Annotated in this window: 22 protein-coding genes; 14 read left to right on the top strand and 8 right to left on the bottom strand. The window is 74.2% G+C overall.

The window, feature by feature from the left end:
- Nucleotides 1-2: 2 nt before the first annotated feature.
- From QSK26_RS21645 to hypE, 10 genes are read left to right on the top strand one after another with little or no spacing between them, the layout of a single operon-like run.
- Nucleotides 3-536 carry a NifU-related iron-sulfur-binding protein gene (locus tag QSK26_RS21645; protein ID WP_285777032.1) on the top strand — a complete coding sequence of 178 codons (534 nt, stop codon included), beginning with the start codon at nucleotides 3-5 and terminating at the stop codon, nucleotides 534-536.
- A complete protein-coding gene (locus tag QSK26_RS21640) occupies nucleotides 529-1,206 on the top strand; it encodes a DUF5947 family protein (protein WP_285777031.1) in 678 nt (225 codons plus the stop codon). Before QSK26_RS21645 ends, QSK26_RS21640 begins: the two co-directional genes overlap by 8 nt.
- Nucleotides 1,203-1,415, top strand: a complete 213-nt coding sequence (locus tag QSK26_RS21635) for a hypothetical protein (RefSeq protein WP_285777030.1) — start codon at nucleotides 1,203-1,205, stop codon at nucleotides 1,413-1,415. The genes QSK26_RS21640 and QSK26_RS21635 overlap by 4 nt, the downstream gene beginning before the upstream one ends.
- Complete coding sequence (locus tag QSK26_RS21630) at nucleotides 1,412-2,092, top strand: DUF6084 family protein (RefSeq protein ID WP_285777029.1); 681 nt, start codon at nucleotides 1,412-1,414, stop codon at nucleotides 2,090-2,092. The genes QSK26_RS21635 and QSK26_RS21630 overlap by 4 nt, the downstream gene beginning before the upstream one ends.
- Nucleotides 2,093-2,095: 3 nt before the next feature.
- Entirely contained in the window at nucleotides 2,096-3,373 is a 1,278-nt protein-coding gene (locus QSK26_RS21625; RefSeq protein WP_285777028.1) for a hypothetical protein, read from the top strand.
- A gap of 5 nt (nucleotides 3,374-3,378) precedes the next feature.
- Nucleotides 3,379-4,302 (top strand): hydrogenase maturation protease, encoded by a 924-nt coding sequence (locus QSK26_RS21620; RefSeq protein ID WP_285777099.1) that lies wholly within the window; start codon nucleotides 3,379-3,381, stop codon nucleotides 4,300-4,302.
- The gene (locus tag QSK26_RS21615) at nucleotides 4,295-4,654 is read left to right on the top strand and encodes a hydrogenase maturation nickel metallochaperone HypA/HybF (RefSeq protein WP_285777027.1); all 360 of its coding nucleotides are present in this window, start codon (nucleotides 4,295-4,297) and stop codon (nucleotides 4,652-4,654) included. Before QSK26_RS21620 ends, QSK26_RS21615 begins: the two co-directional genes overlap by 8 nt.
- A complete protein-coding gene (locus tag QSK26_RS21610; protein WP_285777026.1) occupies nucleotides 4,632-4,904 on the top strand; it encodes a HypC/HybG/HupF family hydrogenase formation chaperone in 273 nt (90 codons plus the stop codon). The genes QSK26_RS21615 and QSK26_RS21610 overlap by 23 nt, the downstream gene beginning before the upstream one ends.
- A 12-nt stretch (nucleotides 4,905-4,916) precedes the next feature.
- A complete protein-coding gene (gene hypD, locus QSK26_RS21605; RefSeq protein ID WP_285777025.1) occupies nucleotides 4,917-6,044 on the top strand; it encodes a hydrogenase formation protein HypD in 1,128 nt (375 codons plus the stop codon).
- A complete protein-coding gene (hypE, locus tag QSK26_RS21600) occupies nucleotides 6,041-7,147 on the top strand; it encodes a hydrogenase expression/formation protein HypE (RefSeq protein ID WP_285777024.1) in 1,107 nt (368 codons plus the stop codon). The genes hypD and hypE overlap by 4 nt, the downstream gene beginning before the upstream one ends.
- An 11-nt stretch (nucleotides 7,148-7,158) precedes the next feature.
- Here the strand turns inward: hypE and hypF are convergent, their stop codons facing one another.
- The 8 genes from hypF to QSK26_RS21560 all read right to left on the bottom strand — a co-directional run bounded on the left by hypF (nucleotide 7,159) and on the right by QSK26_RS21560 (nucleotide 14,926).
- Nucleotides 7,159-9,591 (bottom strand): carbamoyltransferase HypF, encoded by a 2,433-nt coding sequence (gene hypF, locus QSK26_RS21595; RefSeq protein ID WP_285777023.1) that lies wholly within the window; start codon nucleotides 9,589-9,591, stop codon nucleotides 7,159-7,161.
- A 27-nt stretch (nucleotides 9,592-9,618) separates the two neighbouring features.
- Nucleotides 9,619-10,287, bottom strand: coding sequence for a D-sedoheptulose-7-phosphate isomerase (locus QSK26_RS21590; protein WP_285777022.1), 669 nt, complete (start codon nucleotides 10,285-10,287; stop codon nucleotides 9,619-9,621).
- On the bottom strand, nucleotides 10,284-10,541 hold the full coding sequence (locus tag QSK26_RS21585; RefSeq protein WP_285777021.1) for a HypC/HybG/HupF family hydrogenase formation chaperone: 258 nt from the start codon (nucleotides 10,539-10,541) through the stop codon (nucleotides 10,284-10,286). Before QSK26_RS21585 ends, QSK26_RS21590 begins: the two co-directional genes overlap by 4 nt.
- Nucleotides 10,538-11,116, bottom strand: coding sequence for a D-sedoheptulose-7-phosphate isomerase (locus tag QSK26_RS21580; protein WP_285777020.1), 579 nt, complete (start codon nucleotides 11,114-11,116; stop codon nucleotides 10,538-10,540). Before QSK26_RS21580 ends, QSK26_RS21585 begins: the two co-directional genes overlap by 4 nt.
- Nucleotides 11,022-11,495: a helix-turn-helix transcriptional regulator gene (locus QSK26_RS21575; protein ID WP_285777019.1), complete on the bottom strand. Its 474-nt coding sequence runs from the start codon at nucleotides 11,493-11,495 to the stop codon at nucleotides 11,022-11,024. Before QSK26_RS21575 ends, QSK26_RS21580 begins: the two co-directional genes overlap by 95 nt.
- Before the next feature lie 90 nt (nucleotides 11,496-11,585).
- Complete coding sequence (gene ftsH, locus QSK26_RS21570) at nucleotides 11,586-13,577, bottom strand: ATP-dependent zinc metalloprotease FtsH (RefSeq protein ID WP_285777018.1); 1,992 nt, start codon at nucleotides 13,575-13,577, stop codon at nucleotides 11,586-11,588.
- Nucleotides 13,578-13,715: 138 nt separating this feature from the next.
- The gene (locus QSK26_RS21565; protein WP_285777017.1) at nucleotides 13,716-14,411 is read right to left on the bottom strand and encodes a response regulator transcription factor; all 696 of its coding nucleotides are present in this window, start codon (nucleotides 14,409-14,411) and stop codon (nucleotides 13,716-13,718) included.
- Nucleotides 14,412-14,452: 41 nt separating this feature from the next.
- Nucleotides 14,453-14,926, bottom strand: a complete 474-nt coding sequence (locus tag QSK26_RS21560; RefSeq protein WP_285777016.1) for a DUF1003 domain-containing protein — start codon at nucleotides 14,924-14,926, stop codon at nucleotides 14,453-14,455.
- 103 nt (nucleotides 14,927-15,029) lie between these two features.
- Here QSK26_RS21560 and QSK26_RS21555 point away from each other — a divergent pair, with 103 nt between their 5' ends.
- The 4 genes from QSK26_RS21555 to QSK26_RS21540 all read left to right on the top strand — a co-directional run bounded on the left by QSK26_RS21555 (nucleotide 15,030) and on the right by QSK26_RS21540 (nucleotide 20,025).
- The gene (locus QSK26_RS21555; RefSeq protein ID WP_285777015.1) at nucleotides 15,030-16,373 is read left to right on the top strand and encodes a sensor histidine kinase; all 1,344 of its coding nucleotides are present in this window, start codon (nucleotides 15,030-15,032) and stop codon (nucleotides 16,371-16,373) included.
- A 66-nt stretch (nucleotides 16,374-16,439) separates the two neighbouring features.
- Nucleotides 16,440-16,964 (top strand): 2Fe-2S iron-sulfur cluster-binding protein, encoded by a 525-nt coding sequence (locus QSK26_RS21550; RefSeq protein ID WP_285777014.1) that lies wholly within the window; start codon nucleotides 16,440-16,442, stop codon nucleotides 16,962-16,964.
- The gene (locus QSK26_RS21545; RefSeq protein ID WP_285777013.1) at nucleotides 16,961-17,944 is read left to right on the top strand and encodes an FAD binding domain-containing protein; all 984 of its coding nucleotides are present in this window, start codon (nucleotides 16,961-16,963) and stop codon (nucleotides 17,942-17,944) included. Before QSK26_RS21550 ends, QSK26_RS21545 begins: the two co-directional genes overlap by 4 nt.
- Entirely contained in the window at nucleotides 17,941-20,025 is a 2,085-nt protein-coding gene (locus QSK26_RS21540; protein WP_285777012.1) for a xanthine dehydrogenase family protein molybdopterin-binding subunit, read from the top strand. Before QSK26_RS21545 ends, QSK26_RS21540 begins: the two co-directional genes overlap by 4 nt.
- Nucleotides 20,026-20,078: the final 53 nt, after the last annotated feature.

Below are 20,078 nucleotides of genomic sequence, written 5' to 3'. Positions count from 1 at the left end.
ACATGACGGCACCGGAGGAGGAGAAGGCCGCCGCCCTGGTGGCGCGGGTCGAGGAGCTGCTGGACCGCATCCAGCGGCTGCCCGATCCGGAGCCCGCCGTCGAGCTGGTCCGCGCGGTCCTCGACCTGTATGGGGAGGGCCTGGCCCGGATCGCCGCGGCCGGCGGCGAGCGGCTGACGGCCACGCTGGCCGACGACGAGCTCGTCGAGCACCTGCTCCTGCTGCACGACCTGCACCCGCTGGACACCGCCGCCCGGGCCGCCAGGGCCGCGAAGCGGGTCCGGCTCCGCCTCGGCGGCGCGGTCGTGGAGGCGGTCGAGGTGTGCGACGGCGTGGCCCGGGTACGGCTGCGCCGCCGCCGGGGCGGCTGCGGTTCGGGGGCGCGCCCCGCCGACGTCCTCGCCGAGGCGATCCGGCAGGCGGCCCCCGAACTCGACCGGGTGGAGGTCGAGGAGTGCGACCCGCCGCCGGTGGTGATCTCCGTGGACAGCCTGACCCGCGGCCGTCCCGGCGTCCAGGCGGCCGCCGGTGAGTGAGCGGAGGGCGGGCGGCGGCCTGCGCGCGATCCTCGACCGCCCGGCCGGGCCGCCGGCCGGCGGCGGGCCGGGCGGGGAGCCCGCGCACCGGTGCGAACTGTGCGCCGCGCCGATCGCCGAGGAGCACCGCCACCTGGTGGAGCCGGGCGTGCGCGAGCCGCGCTGCGCCTGCCGGCCGTGCGCCCTGCTGTTCGACCGGCCGCCCGCCGCCGGCGACCGGTACCGCCTGGTTCCGGACCGCCGGTGGCACCTGCCCGGCTTCGCCCTGGACGACGCCACCTGGGCGGCGCTGAACATCCCCGTGCGGATGGCGTTCGCCTACCGCGACTCGGCCGCGGACCGGACGGTGGTCCTCTACCCGAGCCCCGCCGGGGCGGTGGAGGCGCCGGTGGACGGGCGGACCTGGGCGGCGGTGGAGGCGGCCAACCCGGTGCTGACGCGGCTCGCGCCGGACGTGGAGGCCCTCCTGATCGACCGTACGGACGGCGCGCGGGACCACTGGCTGGTGCCGATCGACGACTGTTACGCCCTCGTGGCCCTGCTGCGGACGCGGTGGCAGGGCCTCGCGGGGGGCGCGGACGTCTGGCGCGCCGTCGCCGGGTTCTTCGCCGGTCTGCGCCACCGGGCCAGACCCATGCCGATCGGAGAGCAGAAAGGAGTCCCACGATGACGAACAGCATCAGGACGGGCCGGCCCGACGTGCGCCCCGACGCCCCTTCGCACACCGCCAAGGTCAGGCAGGGCAACGAGGTCGGCGGCTACGAGCGGATGTCCGGCCACGAGATCGACGGGCGGGCCTCGGCCGCCCGGTCCACCGGGATCAACCCCGAGGACCGCGAGCCCATCGACCCGGCGATGCCCGGCCTCTTCCCGGCATGAGCGCCGCCGTACGGCCGGCCGCCGGCGAGAAGGGCTGCCCGCCGGCACTGAAGATCGGCCTGGTGGGCGCGGCGGCGGTGGAGTTCGCCGTCGTGCCCACGCTGGGGTTCACCCTGCGGATCGGCGCCGGCGGCACGGCGCCGATCCGCGGCGTGGCGCTGAACGCGCAGATCCGCATCGCCGTCGCCCGGCGCGCCTACGACCCGGCCACCAGGCGGCGGCTCGGCGAGCTGCTCGGCCCGGAGGGCCCGCACCAGCGGCCCGCGCCGAGCATGCTGTGGGCGCACGCCGCCGTGCAGGTGCCGCCGTTCGACGGCGAGACCGAGGTGGAGCTGCACGTGCCGTGCACGTACGACTTCGAGGTGGCCGCCGCGAAGTACCTGCACGTCCTGCCGGACGGCGAGGTCCCGCTGGAGTTCCTCTTCACCGGGACGATCTTCTACCTGGAGGACGGGCTGCTCCAGGCCGCGCTGATCCCGTGGGACACCGACGTGGACTTCCCGATGCCGGTCGCCGTCTGGAAGGACGTCATGGAGCGCTACTTCCCGCACAGCGCGTGGCTGCGGCTGGACCGGGAGACGTTCGACCGGCTCTACGCCTACAAGGTCAGGCACGCGCTGCCCGGCTGGGACGACGTCGTCGCGAGCCTGCTGCCGGGCACGCGGGAGGGACTCTGACCGATGGACGACACGAGGGACGGAGCGGCGGAGATGACGGGGACGGGGGAGCCGGTGGCGACGGACGAGGTGACCCGGGTCGCGCGGGCCCTGCTCTACGAGGGATACCTGCTGTGGCCCTACCGCCGCTCCGCCCTCAAGAACAACCGCCGCTGGACGCTCGGCGGCGTCCACCCCCGCGGGTACCGGGACGCGGGCGACTCGTGGCTGATGCGGACCCAGATCCCGATCGAGGCCGGCCCGGACGACACCGTGGACGTGCTGGTCCGCTTCCTGCACGTCGTCAGCAGGGATGTGGCCCGCCCGGCGGCCCGCCGCTCCTCCGGCCAGGCTCCCGGAGCGGCCCCCGGAGCGGGGCAGGGGCCCGGATCGGGGCTCGAACCGGTGGTGGAGCTGGTCGCGGGCGGGGAGCGGTACGTGCCCAGGGAGGAGGCGGCCGAGCGCGAGTTCGGCGCGTCCGGGCTGGTCCTGGCCGACCTGGTGCGCGAGCCCGCCGTCGTGGAGATCGACGTGCCGGGCGAGGAACAGGTCGAGTGGGTGGAGGATCCGCCCGGCCGCCGTGCCGGCGCCCTGGTCCGGAGCTGCCGGCCGTTGCGCGGGCGGGTGGTGGTGAGCGCCGAGCGGATGACGCCGGACGTCTGCCGGATCACCGTCGAGGTGGTCAACACCACCCGCTGGGCCGGCGACAGCCGTACCGAGGCGCTCGAGCGCGCGTTCGTCTCCGCGCACACCATCCTGCGCTCGCCGCGCGGGCGGTTCGTCTCGCTGATGGACCCGCCGGACGCGCTGCGCGAGGTGACGCGCGGCTGCGGCAACGCGGGCACCTGGCCGGTCCTGGCGGGGCCCGAGGGCGACCGGCACACCGTGCTGTCCTCGCCGATCATCCTCTACGACCACCCGAAGATCGCGCCGGAGAGCCCCGGCGACCTCTTCGACGCCACGGAGATCGACCAGTTGCTCACCCTCAGCGTGCTCTGCCTGACCGAGGACGAGCAGCGGGAGATCCGCGAGGGGGACCCGCTGGGCCGGGAGATCCTGGACCGCTGCGCCGCCCTGCCGCAGGACCGGCTGATGCGGCTGCACGGCACCTTCCGCGCCCCCGGCCCCACGAACCCCGCGACCGGCTCCGCGACCGACCGTGCGACCGGTCCCGCGTCGGACCGGGCGACGAGCCCCGCGACCGACCGTGCGACCGGTCCCGCGTCGGACCGGGCGACGAGCCCCGCGACCGGCCCTGCGACGGACACCGCGACGGGCACCGCGGCTGGGGGTGGCGCGTGAGCGCGATGGACTTCTGGCGGCGGATGGAGGGCCGCGGGCCGGACACGGTGACCGTGGCCGGGGTGTGCGTCGGCGCGGGCAGCAGGGTACGGCTGCGGCCCCGGTCGCGTACGGACATCTTCGACCTGGCCATGGACGGCCGGGTCGCCATCGTGGAGGGCGTCGAGCAGGACGACACCGGCGCCCTGCACCTCGCCGTCACCCTGGAGGACGATCCCGGCCGTGACCTGGGCGAGGCCGGGCTCCCGGGGCACCGGTTCTTCTACTCCGTCCAGGAGGTCGAGCCGCTGGAGGACGACCCCGGGGCGCCCGCCCGGCCGCGCGTCCTGGTGGCCGGCATCGGCAACGTCTTCCTCGGCGACGACGGGTTCGGCGTCGAGGTGGCCCGCCTGCTCGCCGAACGGCCGCCGCCGCCGGGGGTGGACGTCGTCGACTTCGGCATCCGCGGCATGGACCTCGCCTACGCCCTGCAACGCGGCTACGACGCCGTGCTCTTCGTGGACGCCGCCCCGCGCGGCGTGGCGCCGGGAACCCTCACCGTGCTGGAGGCGGAACCGCCCGGAGACGGCGTGACGGTGGACACCCACGGCATGGACCCGGTGAAGGTGCTGCGCCTCGCCAGGGAACTGGGCCGCACGCCCGGCCGGGTCCTGGTGCTGGCCTGCGAACCGGCGACGGTGCCGACCGGCGCCCCGGACGAGGACGTGTGCGTCGGGCTCAGCAGCCCGGTGCGGGCGGTGCTCGGCCAGGCCGCCGAACTGGCCCTCGCACTGGTCGACGACCTGTTGGAAGGAGGTGAACGGGATGAGAAAGACGAAGATCGTGGCCCTGCTGACGCTGGGCGCGGTGACGGTGCTGGTCGTACGCCAGTGGCCGGAGATCGAGCGGTACCTCAAGATGACCAAGATGTAGGTGTATTCGATGCATGAGCATGGCATGTGCGAGGGGCTCGTCGACCTGGTGCAGCAGGAGGCGGCGGGGCGGCGGGTCACCGGCGTCCGGGTCCGGATAGGCGCGGGACACGCGGTGGTCCCGGAGGCGTTCGGCCAGGCCTTCGCGCTGGCGGCGGGCGGCACCGCCGCCCAGGACGCGGAGCTGGACCTCGTGGTGGTCCCGTTCACCCTGGACTGCCGCGGCTGCGGCGGCCGGACCGAGTCCGCGGACGCGCTCGCGGCCTGCCCGAGCTGCGGCGGCGACGTGGACGTCACCGGCGGCGACGAGCTGGTCCTGGAGTCGATCCGGCTGGAGGGCGGCGCCGATGTGTCTCGGCATCCCCGGTGAGCTGGTGGGCCCCGCCGAGGAACACGCCGATCTCGCGGTCGTGGACATCAGCGGGGTCCGCCGGCGCATCAACGTGGCGCTGCTCGCGGGGGAGGACCTCAAGCCCGGCGACTGGGTCCTCGTCCACGTGGGCTTCGCCCTGTCCAAGATCTCCGAGTCGGAGGCCAAGGCGGTCCTGGACATGCTCCTCGGCACCGGGCAGGCGTACGACGACGAGATCGACGCGCTGAAAGGGTCGGACATCACATGAACGGGGTGGACCATGCGGTTCGTCGATGAGTACCGCGACGCCGCGGCGGCCCGGGCGCTCGCCGCGCGGATCGCCTCCCGGTGCGAGCCCGGCAGGGAGTACAAGTTCATGGAGGTGTGCGGCGGGCACACCCACACCATCTACAAGCACGGCCTGGAGGACCACCTGCCGCCGGCCGTGACGCTGGTGCACGGGCCGGGCTGCCCGGTGTGCGTCATCCCGATGGGACGGGTGGACGACGCCATCCACATCGCCCGGCGGCCCGACGTGATCATGACGTCGTTCGGCGACATGATGCGGGTGCCCGGCGGTGAGGGGTCCTTCCTCGACGCCAAGGCCGAGGGCGCCGACATCCGGATGGTGTACTCGCCGCTGGACGCACTCAAGATCGCCAGGGAGAACCCGGACCGCAACGTGGTCTTCATGGGGATCGGCTTCGAGACCACGACGCCGTCCACGGCGATGACCGTGCTGCGCGCGGCCGAGGAGGGCGTCGGGAACTTCTCCGTGTTCTGCAACCACGTCCTGATCATCCCGGCGATCAAGGCCATCCTCGACTCGCCCGACCTGCGGCTCGACGGCTTCGTCGGTCCCGGCCACGTCTCGGCCGTGATCGGCTGCGAGCCGTACCGGTTCATCGCGGAGGAGCACGGCAAGCCGCTGGTGGTCGCCGGGTTCGAGCCGCTGGACATCCTGCAGTCGGTGGACATGCTGCTGGCCCAGGTGGGCGAGGGGCGCTCCGTGGTGGAGAACCAGTACGCCCGGGTGGTGCCGTGGGAGGGCAACCGGATCGCCCTGGAGGCCATCGGGAAGGTGATGCGGGTGCGGCCGCACTTCGAGTGGCGCGGCCTCGGCTTCATCTCCCATTCGGCGCTGGAGATGTCCGACGAGTACGCCGCCTTCGACGCCGAGCGGATCTTCGACGTGCCCGGCGCGCGGATCGCCGACCCCAAGTCCTGCCAGTGCGGCGAGGTACTCAAGGGCGTGCTCAAACCGTGGGAGTGCAAGGTGTTCGGCACCGCCTGCACGCCCGAGACGCCGATCGGGACCTGCATGGTCTCCTCGGAGGGCGCCTGCGCCGCCTACTACAACTTCGGCCGCTTCAGCCGGGAGCGGGTCAGGGAGGCGACCCGCGCATGAACTCCGATCCCATCGCCGTGGAGGCGCGAGGCGCCAAGGAGTCGCAGGTCCTGGCGCGGGTGGAGCGCGCGCGGCGGCGCAAGGCGGTCGTCCGGGAGGAGCGGATCACGCTGGCCCACGGCGCGGGCGGCCGGGCCACCCGGACGCTGATCGACGCGGTCTTCCTGGAGGCGTTCGGCAACCCGCTGCTGGCGCCGCTGGAGGACGGGGCCACGCTGCCGCTGGACGGCGCGCGGGCGGTGTTCACCACCGACTCCTACGTGGTCTCGCCGCTCTTCTTCCCCGGCGGCGACATCGGCGACCTGGCCGTCAACGGGACCGTGAACGACCTCGCGGTCTGCGGGGCGAGGCCGCTCTACCTGTCGGCGGGGTTCATCCTCGAGGAAGGGTTCCCGGTGGCCGACCTGCGCCGGATCACCGCCTCGATGTCCGCCGCGGCGCGGGCGGCGGGCGTGTCCATCGTGACCGGCGACACCAAGGTCGTCCAGCGGGGCAAGGCCGACGGCTGTTACGTCACGACCTCCGGCGTCGGGCTCCTGGAACGCCCGTCGGCGCCGTCGCTGACCGCCGCGCGGCCGGGCGACGCGGTCGTCGTGTCCGGCCCGATCGGCGACCACGGCGCGGCGATCATGCTGGCCCGCGGCGAGTTCGGCATCGAGTCCGGCCTGCGCTCCGACACCGCGCCGCTGCACGACGTCGTCGCCACGCTGCTCGACGCCGTCCCCGGCCAGGTGCGGACGCTGCGCGACGCCACCCGCGGCGGGGTCGCCACCATCCTCAACGAGGTGGCCACCGCCGCCCGGGTGGCCGTGGTGGTGGAGGAGGACGCGGTCCCGGTACGGCCCGAGGTCACCGGCGTGTGCGAGCTGCTCGGCATCGACCCGCTCTATGTCGCCTGCGAGGGCAGGTTCGTCGCCGTGGTCGCCGGGGAGTGCGCCGGGCGGGCCGTCGAGGCGCTGCGCGGGCACCCGCTGGGCGAAGACGCCGCCGTGATCGGCACGATCAAGGACGATCCGCCGGGCCTGGTCCTGCTCAGGACCGCCTTCGGCGGCACCCGGATCGTCGACGTCCTCGTCGGAGACCCGTTGCCCCGCATCTGCTGACCACGCCGCCGTCAGGGAGGCGGCCGGCCGACGGCGCCGCGGCGGGCGTCGAGCGCGCCCGCCACGGCGGCCTGGCCGAGGCTGACGCCGCCGTCGTTGCCGGGGACCCGGCGGTGGAGCAGGACGCGCAGGCCCGCGCGGGCGAGACCGTCGGCGACCGCGCCGAGCAGCAGCATGTTGCCGAACACCCCGCCGGACAGGGCCACCGTGCCCAGATCGGCGCCCGCCGCGACGCGGGCCGCCGCGGTCACCACCGCGGCGGCCAGCCCGTGGTGGAACCGGGCCGCGATCACCGCGGGCTGCACCCCCCGCCCCAGATCCTCGACCACCCCCCGGACCAGGTCCGTGCCACGGATCACCAGCACGTCCTCCCCGGCGGCCGGGGCGGTCGCCGTCACACTCACCGGGTAGCCGTCCCGGACGGTGCGGTCCGCCCGCCGTTCGAGCTCCATCGCGGCCTGGCCCTCGTAGGTCACCGTGTCGTGCAGGCCGAGCAGGGCGGAGACGGCGTCGAAGAGGCGGCCGGCGCTGGAGGTGAGCGGGGCGGCGGCCCCGGCGGCGGGTCCGGCCGCCAGCAGCGCGGCGACCGCCGGCCAGCGGGCCGCGTTCCGCCGCACCACCCCGAGCCCGCCGACCGGCGCGGAGCCGTACGGGGCGTGCCGGCCGGCCGTGGGGCCGTGGCTGTGGCCGTCGTCGTTGTCGGCGGCGGGGCCGTAGGCGGTGTGGAGGTAGGCGGCGGCCATCCGCCAGGGTTGCCTGATGGCGGTGACGCCTCCCGGCATCCGCACCGGCTCCAGGTGCCCGGCCCGCCGGAAGCCCGCCAGGTCCGCCACCAGCAGCTCCCCGCCCCAGATGGTCCCGTCAGGGCCGTACCCGGTGCCGTCGAGCGCGATCCCGACGACCGGTCCCGTCTCGCCGTTGTCGGCCAGGCAGGAGGCGATGTGCGCGTGGTGGTGCTGCACCGCGACCGTCTCGACGCCGGGCAGGCCGAGCGCGTACTTCGTCGAGAGGTACTCCGGGTGCAGGTCGTGCGCCACCACGGCCGGGTCGATGCCGAAGAGGCGGCGGAAGTGCTCGATCCCGCCGGTGAACGCGCGCAGCGTCTCGTAGTTCTCCAGGTCGCCGATGTGCGGGGAGAGGAACGCGTGCCGGTCCGTGGCCAGGCAGAACGTGCTCTTCAGCTCGGCGCCGCAGGCGAGCACCGGCCGGGGCAGCGGCCGGGGGAGCGTGATCGGCTCCGGCGCGTGGCCGCGGGCCCGCCGTACCGGGACCTGCGTGCCGCGGAAGACGCGGACCACCGAGTCGTCGGCCGGGACGTGGATCGGCCGGTCATGGGTGAGGAACGCGTCCGCGACGGCGCCGAGCCGGGCCAGGGCGTCGCCGTCACGGTGGGCGATGGGCTCGTCCGCCACGTTGCCGCTGGTCAGTACGAGCGGCCGGCCCACCTCCCCGGTCAGCAGATGGTGCAACGGCGTGTACGGCAGCATCACGCCGAGCACGTCGTCCGACGGCGCCACCGAGGGCGCGACCCCGCCGCCCGGCCGCCGGGGCAGCAGCACGATGGGCCGCCTCGGGCCGGTGAGCACGCCGGCCACGGAGTCCCGGAAACCGTCACCGGAGCGATGGTCACCGGAGGTGAGGGGGGCGGGGAGGTCGAGGTGGCAGAGGAGGGAGACGGCTGTGAGGTCGGGGAGCATGAGGGCGAACGGTTTGTGCGGGCGGTGTTTGCGGGCGCGCAGGGTCGCGACGGCGCGCTCGTCGGTGGCGTCGGCGGCGAGATGGTAGCCGCCGAGGCCCTTGATCGCGACGATCCCGCCGGCGGCCAGCAGCGCCGCCGCCGCGCCCACCGGGTCGCCGGGGATCGCGGCGCCGCCGGGCGTGACCAGGGACAGGACGGGACCGCAGGCGGGGCAGCAGACCGGCTGGGCGTGGAACCGCCGGTCGGCCGGGTCCTCGTACTCCGCCCGGCACGCGGGACACAGCGGGAAGCCGGCCATCGTGGTCGCCGGACGGTCGTACGGCAGCGCGGTCACGATGGTGTACCGGGGACCGCACCCGGTGCAGTTGACGAACGGGTACCGGTACCTGCGGTCGGCCGGGTCGTTCAGCTCGGCCAGGCAGGCGTCGCAGGTGGCCGCGTCCGGCGGGACGAGGGTGCGGCCGCCGCCGTACGGCAGGCTGGGCACGATGTGGAACCCGGCGGTCCCGGTCGGCGCGATCGGCGTCACCTCGACCCGTTCCACCACGGCGAGCGCCGGAGCCCGGTGGCGCACGTCCTCCACCAGCGCGCTCACCGCGGCCACCGGCCCCTCGGCCTCGATGAACACGCCGCCGGGATCGTTCCCCACCAGGCCCGCCAGCCCGTACCGCACCGCCAGCGCGTGCACGAAAGGCCGGAACCCGACCCCCTGCACCACCCCCCGGACCCGGACCAGCGATCGCACCGGGCCGGTCGCGTCCTCCGCCACCGGTCAGGTCGGCTCGGCCAGCGATCGCTGGACGAGCTCCCACAGCACGTGGCACATCGTGGTCTGCGCCTCCTGGACGCGGTGCACGGACGCGGAGGGGACGACGAGGAGGTGGCCGGTGACGCCGGCTTCGGCCATCCGGCCCCCGCCGGAGCCGGCGAGGCCGACCGTCACCATGCCGCGGCGGCTCGCCTCCTCCAGGCCGAGCACGACGTTGGCCGAACCGCCGCTGGTGGACAGGCCGACGGCGATGTCGCCGGGGGCGCCCAGGGCGGCGATCTGCCTGGCGAAGATCACCTCGAAGCCCACGTCGTTGCCGAGCGCGGTCAGCAGGGCGACGTCACCGGTGAGCGTGACGGCCGGCAGCGGGCGCCCGGCCCGGCGGGGGGCCAGGAACAGCTGGGCCACCGCCTGGGCGTCGGTGCTGCTGCCGCCGTTGCCGAAGGCGAAGAGCCTGCCGCCGCCCCGGAACGCGGCGGTCATCGCGTCCGCGCACGCCGACAGCCGGGGGCCGAGCTCCCGCAGCACGCGCACCCGCAGGTCAAGCGCCTCGTGCGCCTTCTCGGCGGTGGACCTGACGACCTCGGCGAACACCGTCTCGTCGTCCCCGCCGCCCCGGTGCGGGAACGGGTACACCGACCCGTTCGCGGGCCGCCCGACCGGGCCGGTCACGAGGGGGCTCCGGCGGAAGGGGGCCGGCCGAGGACCGCGATGGCCTCCTTGGCGTGCACCATGACCACGTCGCCGACCCCGGCCCTGACCAGCGCCACGCTGATCTCCTCGATCCCGGCGCCGGTGTCGGCCAGGGCCAGCCCGCCGGGCAGCAGTTCGGTCACCGTGACGGGGACGGCGGTGTCGGAGCAGGTCACGCAGACGTCGCCGGGGCAGGACGATCCCTCGCCCGGCGGATGGCGCGGGCCGGTCACCGGGACACCCGGGCGGAGTGTTCGAAGAACATGTGGACGAGTTCCCACAGGAGGTGATAGGTGGTCACGTGCAGTTCGCGGGTGATCAGCGGGTCGTCGCTGCCGGCGGCGAGCAGGTGGTCCGCGGTCACGCCCGCGGTGGCCTGCCCGGTGAGGGCGACGGTGAGCATGCCCAGCTCGCGGGCGGCGGCCAGGGCGGTGCGGACGTTCTCGCACGGGTCGCCGGCGACGATGCCCACCGCGACGTCCCCCGGGCCGCCCAGCAGCCGGAGCTGTGCGGAGAAGGCGGCGGCCTGACCGCCGAGACGGGCCAGGCCGGTCACCGCGGCGGCGTCGCCGGCCAGCGAGATCGCCGGCAGGGCGCGCTTCCCGACGCCCACCGGATGGGAGAACTCCACGGCCAGGTGCCCGGCGTCGGCGGCGGCCGTGCCGTTGCCGAAGGTCAGCAGCCTGCCGCCGGCGTGGAAGCGCTGCGCCATGTCACGGCAGGCGAGGGCGATCCGCTCCGCGTCCAGGGCCAGGGCCCGGTGCGGCGCGGCGCGGGACTCGCACGCCTCCTCGATCAGCGGGACCATCCGCGTTCCCTTCCCCCGGGCCGATCCCGGCGCCGGGCGGCCGGTGCTGCTTGATGAGCGGCGTGAGCCGGCGCAGGCAGTAGTCGAGCCTGGTGCGGGTCTCCTCCAGGGTGCCGAGCCACGCCGACAGCTCCGCGTGTCCCTGGGCGGTCAGCATGTAGATCCGCCGCGCGGGGCCGGAGTTGGAGGGCGTCCAGTCGGAGCTGAGGCAGCCGCGCCGCTCCAGCGCGCGCAGCGCCCGGTAGACGCTGCCGGTGTCACCGTCGGCGACGCCGAAGGGACGCAGCCGCTCGACGAGGTCGTACCCGTGGTCCGGCCGCTCGACCAGGAGCAGCAGCAGGCAGGAGCTGAGAAAGCTCCTGGGTTCGAGACCACCCACTCCTTACCACCGTTCCGGAGACAGCCGCTTGGGTAGGGTTCATTCCGCACGGTGGCGCCTGGGTAATCGCGCCTAACGGTATGCGCAGGTTCAAGGGCGTCCGGCGATCCCGGTCGAGGGTCCCGGGTCGTCCGCGGCGTCCATCGGCTCCCAGACGGTCTCCCCGCTCGGCAGGCAGCCGACGATGTCGTAGACCTCGCAGCCGTCGAGGGTCTCCTCGTCCAGCAGCCGCCGGGTGAGCTCGTCCAGCGCCTCCCGGTGCCGTTCCAGCAGCGCCGCCGCGCACTGCTCGGCCCTGCGGAGCAGCCTGCCCACCTCGGCGTCGATCACCCGCTGGGTGGCCTCGGCGTAGGGGCGCTCCAGCGGGTCGCCGTTCGCCTGCGGCAGCGCGCCGCCGGGGTAGGCGACCGGTCCGAGCTGCGGGGACAGCCCGTACTCGCGCACCATGCGCACGGCCAGCTCGGTGGCGGTGGACAGGTCGCGGGCGGCGCCGGTCGAGGACTGCTCCAGGACGAGCCGCTCGGCGGCCCGGCCGGCCAGCCTGACGGTCAGCGACTCGGTCAGGTACTCCTCGGTGTACAGGCGGCGCTCGTCCCTGGGCAGCTGGTGGGTCACGCCCAGCGCGACGCCCACCGGCAGGATGGTGATCTTCGTGACCAGGTCGGCCGTCGGGCACAGCGCCGCCGCGACGGCGTGGCCGCTCTCGTGCACCGCGACGGTGAGCCGCTCGTCGGGCAGCAGCGCGGTGGAGTCGTCCCGCCTGCCCAGCAGCAGCCGGTCCCTGGCCTCGTCGAAGTCGGCCGCCCGGATCTCGTCCCGGTCGTTCCTGGCGGCCTGCAGCGCGGCCTCGTTGACCAGGTTGGCCAGATCGGCGCCGCTCAGCCCGGGGGTGCCGCGGGAGACCACCGACAGGTCGACGTCGCAGGCCAGCGGCTTGTCCCGGGCGTGCACGTCGAGGATGCGCAGCCGGTCGGCCTGGCCGGGCAGCGGCACCTGCACCTGGCGGTCGAAGCGCCCGGGGCGCAGCAGGGCCGCGTCGAGCACCTCGGGCCGGTTCGTGTTGGCCAGCACGACGACCATGCTGTCCCGGGTGAACCCGTCCATCTCGGCGAGGAGCTGGTTGAGCGTCTGCTCGCGCTCGTCGTTCTTGTTCGGCCCGGCTGCCGTACGGCGGGCGCCGACGGCGTCGATCTCGTCGATGAACACGATCGACGGCGCGTGCGTGCGGGCCTCGGCGAACATCTCGCGCACCCGCGAGGCGCCGAGGCCGACGTAGACCTCGACGAAGCTGCTGCCGGTGGCCGCGAAGAACGGCACCCGGGCCTCACCGGCCACGGCGCGGGCCAGCAGCGTCTTGCCGGTGCCGGGCGGCCCGACGAGCAGCACGCCGCGGGGCCCCTGCGCGCCGGCCCGGCGGTAACGGTCGGGGTGCTGGAGGAAGTCGACGACCTCGTGCACCTCCTGCTTGACGCCCTCGTAACCGGCGACGTCGTCGAACCGCACGGAGGGCCGCTCGGCCTCGGTGAGCCGGGACCTGCCCCGGAACACGCCGCCCATGGCGCCGCTCCCGGCGGCGATCACCTGCTGCATCCGGCTGCCCACCCAGACCAGGGCGCCGAGGAAGAGCAACGTCGGCAGCAGCGACGTGACCAGCCTGCGCAGGGTGTCGTCCTGCTGGTGGGCCGAGATCTGGACGCCCGCCGCGGTGAGGCGGGAGGCGAGGTCGCTGGTGTTGAGCGCCCACACCGGGGCCTGGGTGGCGTAGTCCTGCCCGGTGGACAGCCGTCCGGTCAGCTCTCCGCTGCTGCCGACGGACACCGTCGCCACCGCGTGGCGGGTGAGGTCGCCGAGGAAGCCGCTGTAGGTCAGGTCGTCCGTGGTCATGGCCGCGTAGATGTCCGGGCCGAAGAACACGAGGAAGAAGAACGCGGCGACGAGGGTGAAGATCCAGGCACGGGACCAGGGGATGCGCGGCTGTGGCGCCGTCGGCCGCCCGGGGACGGGCCGGCCGCCGGATTCGTTGCGCCCCGTCGCGCCGCCCGGGTCGGGCGGGCCTGCGGTGTGGATGTGTGGGGCGTTCATGTCTGCTCCGGTGCTCCCAAAGAGGGGTCGAGCTGTTCACCTACCACTTTGCTGAGTGTCCGATGAGGGCACGATGAAAGTTGTATACAGTATTCTATATTTGATTCTTCGCCTCCCGGTCTCACCTCCGGGTCGGGGTCAGCCGCGCTCCGGCGCGTGCGCGGGCGAGGTGTGCAGGCGGTAGCCGGCGCCGCGCACGGTTCTGATCGTGTCCCGCCCGAACGGGCGGTCCACCTTGTCCCTCAGGTAACGCACGTAGACGTCGACGATGTTGGACCCGCCGTCGTAGGCGAAGTCCCACACGTGCTCGATCAGGAAGGTCCGGCTCAGCACCTCGCCAGGCCGCCGCATGAGCTCCTGCAACAGGGCGAACTCCTTGGCGGACAGCCGGATCTCCGTCGCGCCGCGCCGTACCGAACGGGTGCTCGGGTCCAGGGTGAGGTCGTCGACCCTGAGCACCGGCGGGCGCTCCCGCGGGTCGCGCCTGGTCAGCGCCCGGATCCGGGCGAACAGCTCGGCCAGCGCGAACGGCTTGGTGAGGTAGTCGTCGGCGCCGCTGTCCAGGCCGCGGATCCGGTCGGGCACGCCGCCACGCGCGGTCAGCATGATCACCGGAGTCCACCGGCCCTCGCTGCGCATCCGGCGGCACACCTCGAACCCGTCGGGCGCCGGGATCATCGCGTCGAGCACGACGGCGTCGTACGGGTTCTCCGTCAAGCTCCACAGGGCGTCGGCGCCGTTGTTCACGGCGTCGGTCGCGTAACCCTCTCGGCGTAGCCCCCGGGTGAGCAGCGCGGCCATCCCGGGGTCATCCTCGACCACGAGCACCCTCATACCGTCAAGCCTAGGCTCACCTGCGGGTTCATGGCTCGCGCTCACTTGTAGTCCCTTTCCGGCCGGTGGCCGCACTCCCGGCAGGACGTCTCGACCCGGGCGGTCAGCCGGGCGAGGTCGAGGTGCAGCCGTTCCATCTCGTCCCGCAGCTCGATCGACACCGCCTCGGTACGGCGGGCCGCCCGCCGGTCGTGCAGTGCCTGCTCGCCGTTCACCAGGTCCGTACGGCGGGCGGCCATGAGGATCAGCGCGAGCTCCACCACCGCGACCGCGGACAGCGTGAGGTCGAGCACGACGGCGAGGTCGGTGCGCTGGCCGCGGATCACCGTCGACCCGGCGACGGCGACCACCGCGATGACCGCCGCGCAGATGAAACGCCATGAGCCGAGGACGTCGCGTGCCGTCTCCGCGGCCTGTTCGCCGCGAACCGGGCGGCGCCCGGCCCGCGCCTGCGGGTACGGCTCCCAGCCGTCGTGCCGTCGCAGGGGCCGAGTGGGTGAAGGATGCGCCGACATGGGGGAACCTTCCTCTGAGAGGGACTGCCTGACCTCATGCGAACAGGCTGCTCAGCCCAAGATGAGAAGATCATGAAAGAGCGGGGGTGCGACCGTGCGGCCGATGCCCGGATCGCTGCGGGTGCGCCTCGTGCTGGTCTTCTCGATCGGCGCCTTCGCCGCGCTCGCCGCCTGCCTGGTGCTGCTCTACGTGCTCCTCGACCGGCAGTTGTGGGACGCGCTCGACACCGACCTGCGCCGGCGCGCCGACGATCTGTCCGCCGCCGTGGCGCAGGGCGACCTCGGCGTGCTCGCCGCCGACCCGATGGCGCAGCTCTACGCGCCGGACGGGACCGTGCTCACCGGCTCGACGTCGGTGGACGGCCTGCAACTGCTCCGGCGGGACCAGGTGCGCGCCGCCACCGGGACGGCGAAGTACGCCACCGAGTCGCTGCGGGTGCGGCCGGGGGAGGGCATGCTGCGGGTGCGGCTGCTGTGGCAGCGGATGCCGGACGGGCGGGTGCTCGCGGTGGGGCTGTCCGCGGCGGCGGCGCAGGACTCCCGGCGGCGGCTGCTGTCGGTGCTGCTGCTGGCCGGTCCGCTGCTGCTCGGGCTCACCGCCGCGGCGGGCTGGCTGGTGGTACGGGCCGCGCTGCGCCCGGTCGGCCAGCTCACGGCCGAGGCGGCCGAGATCTCCTCGCTGGACATCGGCCGGCGGCTCCCCGAGGTGCCCGGCGACGATGAGATCGCCCGGCTGGCTCGCACCCTGGACGACATGCTCGCCCGGCTGCGGGTGTCCTTCGCCCGTGAGCGGGCCTTCGTCGACGACGCCAGCCACGAGCTGCGCACCCCGATCGCCGTCCTACGCGGGGAGATCGAGCTGGCGATGTCCGCGGCCGGTGACCGCGACGAGGTGGAACGCTCGCTGCGCGCCGCGCTCCGCGAGGTCGAGCGCCTCTCCCGGCTCGCCGAGGACCTGCTGCTGCTCGCCCGGCAGCGGGCCGGCTCCCTGGTGATCCGCAGCGAGCCGGTCGACCTCGCCGACCTGGTCGCCGCCCAGTCGCGCGCTCTCGAACCGGTGCTCGGGCTGCGCATCGAGGCCGCCTGCGACCCGCTCATCGTGGAGGCCGACCCGGACCGGCTGCGGCAGGTGCTGGTCAACCTGGCCGCCAACAGCGCCGCGGCCGGGGCCCGGGTCATGCGGATCACCGCCGTCCGGGAGGAGGACATGGTCCGGCTGGAGGTGGCCGACGACGGGCCCGGCTTCCCGGCGGGCCTGCCGGAGTCGGCGTCCGAGCGCTTCGTCCGCGGCGACGAGGCGCGTACGGCCGGCCGGTCGGGGGCGGGGCTCGGCCTGTCCATCGTCCAGGCCCTGGTCAGCGCGCACCACGGCAGGCTGGAACTCACGAACGGCGGCCCGCTGGGCGGCGCCGTGGTCACGGTGCGACTCCCGGTCAACGGCGGGTAATACACCAGACAGCTTCATATGGGCAGAAAGGTGATATCAGGCGCAAATGGGTAGGGGCACCCCGTGATGGATGGAACCAATCTACCCGAGACCGCGACGATCACCCTGGACGTCAACGGGGTGGACCACGAGATCACGGTGGACACCCGGTCGTCGCTGCTGGACGTCCTGCGGGAGCACCTCGATCTCATCGGGGCCAAGAAGGGCTGCGACCACGGCCAGTGCGGCGCCTGCACGGTCCTGGTGGACGGCAGGCGGATCAACGCCTGCCTCCAGCTCGCGGTCGCCCTGCACGGCTCCTCCATAACCACCGTCGAGGGGCTGGCCGACGGAGACGGGCTGCACCCGATCCAGCGGGCCTTCATCGAACACGACGCCTTCCAGTGCGGTTACTGCACGCCCGGCCAGCTCTGTTCGGCGGTGGGCGTGCTCGCCGAGGCCGCCGCCGGATGGCCGAGCGTCGTGACCCAGGACCTCAGCGCCACGCCGGCGCTCGACGGCGACGAGATCCGCGAGCGGATGAGCGGCAACCTGTGCCGCTGCGGCGCCTATGTGAACATCGTCGCGGCGATCGGGGAGGTGGCGGAATGAGACCCTTCGTCTACGAACGCGCCGAGGAGGCCAGGTCCGCGGTGGCCGCGGTGGCCGACCGGCCGGACGCGATGTACCTGGGCGGCGGCACCAACCTCGTCGACCTCATGCGGCTGGGCGTGGCCGAACCCGCCCGGCTGGTGGACGTCAGCCGCCTGCCGTACGACACGGTCGGGGTGCGGCCGGACGGCGCGCTGCGGATCGGCGCGGCGGTGCGCAACAGCGACCTGGCCGCGCACCCCGCGGTGCGCCGCGCGCATCCGCTGCTCGCCCAGGCGTTGCTCGCCGGGGCGTCCGGCCAGGTCAGGAACATGGCCACGGTCGGCGGCAACCTGTTGCAACGGACCCGCTGCGCCTACTTCCAGGACATCACCAAGCCGTGCAACAAGCGGAACCCGGGATCGGGCTGCCCGGCCCGCGAGGGCGACCACCGCAACCTGGCGATCATCGGCCACTCCGAGGCGTGCGTCGCCACCCATCCCTCGGACATGGCCGTCGCGCTGGCGGCGCTGGACGCCGTGGTGCACCTCGAAGGACGGGACGGGCCGCGCACCCTGCCGCTGACCGAGCTGTACCGGCTGCCCGGCGACGACCCGCGGCGCGACACCGTGCTGGACCCGGCCGACCTGATCACCGAGGTGACGGTGCCCGCGCTGTCCTTCGGCGGGCGTTCGCACTATCGCAAGGTGCGGGACCGGGCCTCGTTCGCGTTCGCCGTCGTCTCGGTGGCCGCCGCCCTCGACGTCGCCGGCGGTGTCGTGCGGGACTGCCGGATCGCCTTCGGCGCGATCGCGCCCGTGCCCTGGCGGGCCCGCCGGGCCGAGGAGGCGCTGCGCGGCGCCCCCGCCACCGAGGACGCCTTCGCCGCCGCGGCGCGGGCCGAACTCGGCCAGGCGAGGCCGCTGCGGGACAACGCCTTCAAGGTGCCGCTCGCCCGCAACCTGCTGGTCCGCACGCTCACGGAACTGGTGGTCGCATGACCGTCACCCCCACCAGGGCGGTCGGGACGGACTTCGACCGGGTCGAGGCCGCGGAGAAGGTCACCGGCACCGCCCGCTACGCCTACGAACACGCACCGGACCGGGACACCGTCTACGCCGTGCCGGTCCAGTCGGTCATCGCCCGCGGCGAGGTCGTCAACGTCGACACCGACGGCGCGCTCACCCTGCCTGGCGTCATCGCGGCCGTCTGGCACGGCAACGCGCCCAGGCTCGGCCCGGCCGACGATCCCGAACTGGCGCTCTTCCAGTCGAGGCGGGTCGCCTACCGGGGACAGCTCGTCGCCGGGGTGATCGCCGAGACGCTGGAGACGGCCCGGGAGGCGGCCCGCCGGCTGCGTGTCGAGTACGCCCAGGAGCCGCACGACGTGGTCCTGCGCGTCGATCATCCCAAGATGTACAAACCGTCGAAGGTGAACCCGGCCTACCCGACGGACACCGAGTACGGCGATCCGGACGCGGCGCTGGAGAAGGCCGCCGTCACGGTGGACCTGACCTACAGCACGCCCGCCGAGCACAACAACCCGATGGAGCCGCACGCCACGGTGGCCGTCTGGGAGAACGACGGCCTCGTCGTCTACGACTCCAACCAGGGTTCCTCGGCGGTCCGCGACACCCTGGCTGGCCTGTTCGGGCTGCCGCCGGACGCCGTGCGGGTGATCGCACCGCACGTCGGCGGCGGTTTCGGCTCCAAGGGGACGCCGCGTCCCGGCGTGGTGCTCGCCGCGCTCGCCGCCAAGGTGACCGGCCGGGCGGTGAAGGTGACGATGACCAGGCAGCAGATGTTCGCCCTGGTCGGCTACCGCACGCCGATCATCCAGCGGGTGCGCCTGGGCGCCGACGAGGACGGCACGCTGAGGGCCATCGTGCACGACGCCTTCGAGCAGACGTCCACCGTGCAGGAGTTCGCCGAGCAGACGACCACCCCGACCCGGATCATGTACGCGGCGCCGAACCGGCGCACCACCCACCGGCTGGCCCCGCTCGACGTGCCGACGCCGTCCTGGATGCGGGCGCCCGGCGAGTGCCCGGGGATGTTCGCCCTGGAGTCGGCGATGGACGAACTGGCCATCGCCTGCGGGGTGGACCCGATCGAGCTGCGGATCCGCAACGAGCCGGAGACGGACCCGGAGAGCGGCCTGCCGTTCAGCTCGCGCAACCTCGTCGCCTGCCTGCGGGAGGGCGCCGCGCGGTTCGGCTGGGCGGACCGCGACCCCGCCCCCGGCGTACGCAGGGAGGGCCGCCGCCTGGTCGGGACGGGCGTGGCCGCCGCGACCTATCCCGCCTACCGGCTCCCGTCGCGGGCCACGGCGCGGGCGGAGCCGGACGGCGGCTTCACCGTGCGGATCGCCGCCGCCGACATCGGCACGGGGGCGCGCACCGCGCTCACCCAGATCGCCGCCGACGCGCTGCGCACCGCGCCGGAACGGGTGCGCGTCGAGGTCGGCGACAGCGCCCTCCCCACCGCGTCGCTCGCCGGAGGCTCCAGCGGCACCGCCTCCTGGGGCACCGCCGTGGTGCGGGCCTGCGAGGCGCTGCTGCGCGAGCTCGACCGGTACGGCGGCAGGCGCCCGCAGGAGGCCGCGGCCGACACGACCGCGGAGGTCGAGGCGGCCGAACGGCTGTCCAGGCACGCCTTCGGCGCGCAGTTCGCCGAGGTCGGAGTGGACGTGGACACCGGCGAGGTACGGGTGTCCCGCCTCCTCGGCGTCTTCGGCGTCGGCCGGGTGATCAACCCGAAGACGGCGAGGTCGCAGTTCATCGGCGGCATGACGATGGGGCTCGGCATGGCGCTGATGGAGGAGGGCGTCATGGACGTGGAGTTCGGCGACTACCTGAACCACGACTTCGCCCAGTACCACATCCCGGCCTGCGCCGACGTGCCCGACATCGAGGTGCACTGGGTCGACGAGGTGGACGACCGGCTCAACCCGATGGGTTCCAAGGGCATCGGCGAGATCGGCATCGTCGGCACCGCGGCCGCCGTGGCCAACGCCGTCCACCACGCCACCGGCGTCCGGGTGCGCGACCTGCCCATCAGGCTCGACCGGCTGGTGGGCTGACTACGGTGTAGAGAGTCCCGCGCATGGGTAGTGGCGATCATCGTCCCTGGTGC

This window comes from Microtetraspora sp. NBRC 13810, from assembly GCF_030268685.1.
Lineage (GTDB): Bacteria > Actinomycetota > Actinomycetes > Streptosporangiales > Streptosporangiaceae > BSRQ01.
This window is presented reverse-complemented; position numbering and strand designations above follow the sequence as displayed.